Here is a 328-nt window from a genome sequence, read left to right on the forward strand (position 1 = left end):
ACCATTGTACTATCGTCGGAATCATAAATCCTGTTGGCCCTTTTGGACCATTATATGAAGCTTTATTAGTCGTTGCTGGACCTGCAATATCGAAATGAATGTGAGGTGTTTGACCACTAAAATGTGTTACAAAACTTGCCGCAAATAGCGCTTTACCTTGTCCATTCGTATGGTTAACTAAATCAGCGATATCACTGTGTTTAATACTTGCACGTTCGGTTGCAGTAATCGGTAATTCAAATACCATTTCATCGACTTCAGAACTTATTTGTAATATATCGTTTAATATCACTTTACTATTCGATTCAAATGCAGCAGCTTTATCATC

The 328-nt window shown here is 36.6% G+C and carries 1 protein-coding gene; it reads right to left on the minus strand.

The genetic code is table 11. The features are described from left to right. Positions 1 to 328: leucyl aminopeptidase family protein (locus tag GUI70_RS25485; protein WP_237725138.1), on the minus strand; the 328-nt coding region annotated here is incomplete at both ends.

It is taken from the genome of Deinococcus alpinitundrae (genome assembly GCF_009982895.1).
GTDB lineage: Bacteria > Deinococcota > Deinococci > Deinococcales > Deinococcaceae > Deinococcus > Deinococcus alpinitundrae.